The 3,851-nt window shown below is 65.7% G+C and carries 5 protein-coding genes and 1 other annotated feature; of the genes, 2 read left to right on the forward strand and 3 right to left on the reverse strand.

Going from position 1 to position 3,851, the window contains the following annotated elements; translation table 11 throughout:
- Nucleotides 1-49: 49 nt before the first annotated feature.
- The gene (locus tag ACHFGS_RS00920; RefSeq protein ID WP_394289058.1) at nucleotides 50-355 is read right to left on the reverse strand and encodes a transposase; all 306 of its coding nucleotides are present in this window, start codon (nucleotides 353-355) and stop codon (nucleotides 50-52) included.
- Nucleotides 356-390: 35 nt separating this feature from the next.
- Nucleotides 391-1,691, reverse strand: a protein-coding gene (locus tag ACHFGS_RS00925; protein ID WP_394289059.1) for an IS3 family transposase whose coding sequence is annotated in 2 segments (ribosomal slippage) — nucleotides 391-1,400 and nucleotides 1,400-1,691 — 1,302 coding nt in all. Because the reading frame shifts where the segments join, the coding sequence is not laid out codon by codon here.
- Nucleotides 1,261-1,413 (reverse strand) — a sequence feature (AL1L pseudoknot). Its footprint overlaps the gene before it by 153 nt.
- Here ACHFGS_RS00925 and ACHFGS_RS00930 point away from each other — a divergent pair.
- A complete protein-coding gene (locus ACHFGS_RS00930) occupies nucleotides 1,690-1,977 on the forward strand; it encodes an AI-2E family transporter (protein WP_394289060.1) in 288 nt (95 codons plus the stop codon). The genes ACHFGS_RS00925 and ACHFGS_RS00930 overlap by 2 nt on opposite strands.
- On the opposite strand, the gene ACHFGS_RS00935 is transcribed toward ACHFGS_RS00930, so the two are convergent.
- On the reverse strand, nucleotides 1,974-3,176 hold the full coding sequence (locus tag ACHFGS_RS00935; protein ID WP_124093352.1) for an MFS transporter: 1,203 nt from the start codon (nucleotides 3,174-3,176) through the stop codon (nucleotides 1,974-1,976). The two genes, ACHFGS_RS00930 and ACHFGS_RS00935, sit on opposite strands and share 4 nt — an antisense overlap.
- A gap of 76 nt (nucleotides 3,177-3,252) precedes the next feature.
- Between ACHFGS_RS00935 and ACHFGS_RS00940 the strand changes: the two genes are divergently transcribed.
- A complete protein-coding gene (locus tag ACHFGS_RS00940) occupies nucleotides 3,253-3,612 on the forward strand; it encodes a MerR family transcriptional regulator (RefSeq protein WP_086991036.1) in 360 nt (119 codons plus the stop codon).
- The last annotated feature ends 239 nt before the right edge of the window (nucleotides 3,613-3,851 follow it).

The raw sequence follows: 3,851 nt of genomic DNA on the forward strand, positions 1-3,851 counted from the left end.
TTTGTCCCGAAACGATCCCGATGTTCATCGATGAACCGGATCATCTCGGTCAGGGGCGGTCGAGCTCCTTCGCGAAAAACACGCTCGCAGCCTTGAGGATCTCATTGGCCCTGCGCAGCTCCGCGTTCTCCTTCTGCAGTCGCTTGATCTCCGCCGCCGCATCCGTCGTCAACCCGGGCTTCACCCCGGCGTCGACCTCGTAGCGGCGCTGCCAGAGACGCAGCGTCTCGGGACTCATCCCCAACAGCCCAGCCACATGACGGACCGCGCTCATCATCGTCGGGTGCGACGGCCGCGTCTCCGCGAGCATCCGCAACGCCCGCTCACGCATCTCCGGCGAATACTTCCTGTTCATCGAGTTGAAGCGCCCCGGGTTTCGTGGAGGCTCGGTTATCTGGAACCGGCTCCGAGGGGAACCTGTTCTCCAACGTAGCTGACGGGTTCGTGGGATGCCCAGTGGGTGGCTTCGAACTCGGCGGGCGGAATGTGTCCGATCTCGCCGTGCAGGCGCCGGTGGTTGTACCAGTCGACGTATTCGGCGACCGCGATCTCGACGTCGCGGATCGACGCCCACCCGCCCTTGGGGCGCATCATCGGGTTGCGGATGCACTCGGCCTTGAACAGCGAGTTCAGCGCCTCGGCCATCGCGTTGTCGTAGCTGTCACCGACCGTTCCGACGGACGCGACGGCGTCGGCTTCAGCGAGGCGCTCGGTGTAGCGAATCGCTCGATACTGCACTCCGGCATCGCTGTGATGGATCAGTCCGGTGATGTCCTGCCCTGCTCTGCGGCGCTCCCAGAGGCCCATGTCGAGCGCGTCGAGGGCGAGATCGGTGCGCAGCGACGTGGACACCTGCCAGCCGACGACACGACGGCTGAACACGTCGAGAATGAACGCGGCGTAGGTCCACCCGGCGTGGGTGCGGATGTAGGTCAGGTCCGCAACCCAGAGCTGGTTCGGTGCTGTCGCGGTGAACGCGCGCTTCACGAGGTCGGCGGGCCGGTCGGTCTCCGCGCCGTCCCCGAAGGTGGTCTTGCGGGTCTTGTCGCGCCGAATGCCCTGGATGCCCGCGGCGCGCATCAGCCGCTCGACGGTGCAGCGGGCGACCTCGACGCCATCCCGGTTCAGGGCCGCATGGATCTTCCGGGCGCCGTAGACACCGAGGTTCGCCTTGTGGACCACCCGGATGTCCTCGGTCAGCTCCGCGTCTCTGACAGCCCGGGCAGACGGCGGCCGGCTCTTTGCGGCGTAGTAGGTGCTCGGGGCGATCTGGACGTCCGCGTCACGCAGGACCTGGCAGATCGGCTCGACCCCGAACCGGTCGCGGTGCTCGTCGATGTACTCGATGAGCACCGCGGTCGGCACCTCGGCTACTTCAGCTTGCGGTCGAGCTCCGCCGCGGCGAAAAACGCTGATGCCGTCTTCAGGATCTCGTTCGCCCGCCGCAGCTCCCGCACCTCGGCCTCAAGCTCCTTGATCTGCTGCGCCTCCGCGGTCCTCACCCCGGGCGCCTGCCCGGCGTCGATCTCGGCCTGTTTCACCCACCCGCGTAGCGTCTCAGGGTTGATCCCGAGCTGCTCGCCGATGCGCTGAAGCGCACCGGTCTTCCGCGCCGGGTCCTGTCGTGCCTCGACCGCGAGCCGCGTCGCGCGCTCACGCAACTCGTCCGGGTACTTCTTCGGTGCTGCCATGACTCTTATCCTCCGTGAGTTGAGAGCCTCCACCGAACCCGGGGCGCTTCAAGAGGCCTACGTACTCACGCCGCGAGTCATGGCCCGCGCCGTAGCCATGCCGGGAGCACTTGTTATCGTCGCTGCCCTCGGTGGCGCTGCCCTCGGCGGCATTCTCGGTGCCCTTGTCGCGGTGCCAATCGCCGCTGCTGGCATCACGATCGTCAACCGGGTCATCATCCCCCATCAACAAGCGGGTGTACCGCGGGTGGTGCGGCTCCGCCGCCGGGAGGATTCGGCAAGCTAGCGGGTACCTTCATGCGGGGTGTTGAGGGGGCGCATCAGCGCTAGCGCGAAGGTTCCCACTGCCGCGGCGGTGACTGCGATGAGAGTGACGGCGATAGGACCGTGGTCGAGGACAAGGCCGCCGAGGGTGGCTCCGGCTGCGACACCGAGGTTGAGGACGGTGACGACGATGCTTCCGGCCAGAGGTCGGAATGCGCTCGTGGATACGCGCATCACCCGGGTTTGCAGGATCGGGGGAAACGCGCCGACCGCGATTCCCCAGATCGCAACTCCGATGATGAACACGACCGGTTGCCCTGAGCTCAAAGCGAGCACGGCGAGACCAACCGTCACTAGAGTTGCCGCGGCGACGATCGCACCGCGTGGGTACCGGTCGGACGCGAAACCGGACCCGGCGATACCTACTGCCCCGCTCACTCCGAACACCAACAGCATCAAGGGGATCGTGGCACCGGGCAGCCTGCCCAACTGGGTGACTAGTGCCGTGAGGTAGGTGAAGACAGCGAAGTGCCCGACCAACACCAGCCCTCCCGCGATCGCTACCGCAATCACTCGGGAAGCGCTGCGATCCCACCCGCCGCCACCGGCAGGCATCGTTGACGGTACCTGCGGCAGGATGAGCCAGAGCACCGCGGCGGTCATAACAAGAGCCACAGATAGGCCGATGAAGATGGCCCGCCACCCCACCACATCGGCCAGAGCCGCCGCGATCGGTAGTCCGGCAAGGCCGGCGAGCGTGGGCCCAGCCAAGACGATCGCCAGCGCCCGTCCGAGCCGCTCGGCAGTGATGACGGAGGCGACGTAGGAAACGACGAGTGCCCAGAACAGGCCGTGCGCCGTCGCGGCGAGGATACGACCGGTAAGTGCGAGCGGGAGGCTAGAGGCGGTCGCGGTGAGCAGGTTCGCTGCCGCGATCACGATTAGACACGCTGCCAGCAGTGGCGTGCGGGGTAACCGGATCGTGAGCCGCACAAGTGGAATCCCCACGATCGCAATGGTGAGCGCCCAGGCGCTCACCAGCAACCCAATTGCTGATTCCGAGACGCCCAGATCGGCGCTCATTACCGGCAAGAGCCCAGATGGCAACATCTCGACCGTCACCGTCAGCAGCGTCGCCGCGGTCAGCACCGCCAGAATCGGCCAGGCCCGGTGCGGACCGGCGGTGCCGGGCAGGGGTAAAGGCGTCGATCGTGTGCTCATGCTACTACGCTAAAGATTGACACCACTGTCAAGGTCAAGCCTGGTGCCCCAAGTCCCAGGCGAGAGAGATGAGCGGATGCGGATCGGTGAGATATCCCAGCGCAGTGCAGTCGCGCCCCGAATGCTGCGCTACTACGAAGCCCAGGGACTCCTCCAACCTGGACGACACCCCAACGGGTACCGCGACTACTCCGAATCCGATCTGAACCAGGTCGTCACGATCCGAGACCTCTCTCGCTCCGGTGTCCCGACGCGATTCATCAAGATTGTCCTCGACCGCCAGAGCGGCCAATCCGGATGGTCGAGCACCTGCGACGACATCCTCGCCCGCATGGTCACCGAACAGATCGACGACCTCGACACCAAGATCGCCTGCCTCACCACCAGCCGCGCAGCGCTGACCCAGTTCCTCCGCGAAACCCACGCCAACACCTAACGCAGCCATCGACGCGCCGCCTGGTAGTCCGGTACTCGGTCTCTTGTAGGAATCCGCAACGGACCGAAACTGATCGATTCCGGCACGGCCGCGATCGACACCGCGGCGACGTCGACACGCCGTGCCGAAAGTCCGTGCCGAAACCCTCTTGTGCCGAAACTTCTTATAGACCGTTTTCGGGAAAACCGGTAGACTGGTAGGACGACGAAGGGAGCCCATCGTGGCTGAGACATTCACGG

Source organism: Microbacterium sp. (assembly GCF_043427715.1).
Lineage (GTDB): Bacteria > Actinomycetota > Actinomycetes > Actinomycetales > Microbacteriaceae > Microbacterium.

Excerpts from the sequence above, each read along its gene's own strand:
- ACHFGS_RS00920 (WP_394289058.1), bottom strand. The coding sequence starts at position 355 with ATGAACAGGAAGTATTCGCCGGAGATGCGTGAGCGGGCGTTGCGGATG.
- ACHFGS_RS00930 (WP_394289060.1), top strand. The coding sequence starts at position 1,690 with ATGACTCTTATCCTCCGTGAGTTGAGAGCCTCCACCGAACCCGGGGCG.
- ACHFGS_RS00935 (WP_124093352.1), bottom strand. The coding sequence starts at position 3,176 with ATGAGCACACGATCGACGCCTTTACCCCTGCCCGGCACCGCCGGTCCG.
- ACHFGS_RS00940 (WP_086991036.1), top strand. The coding sequence starts at position 3,253 with ATGCGGATCGGTGAGATATCCCAGCGCAGTGCAGTCGCGCCCCGAATG.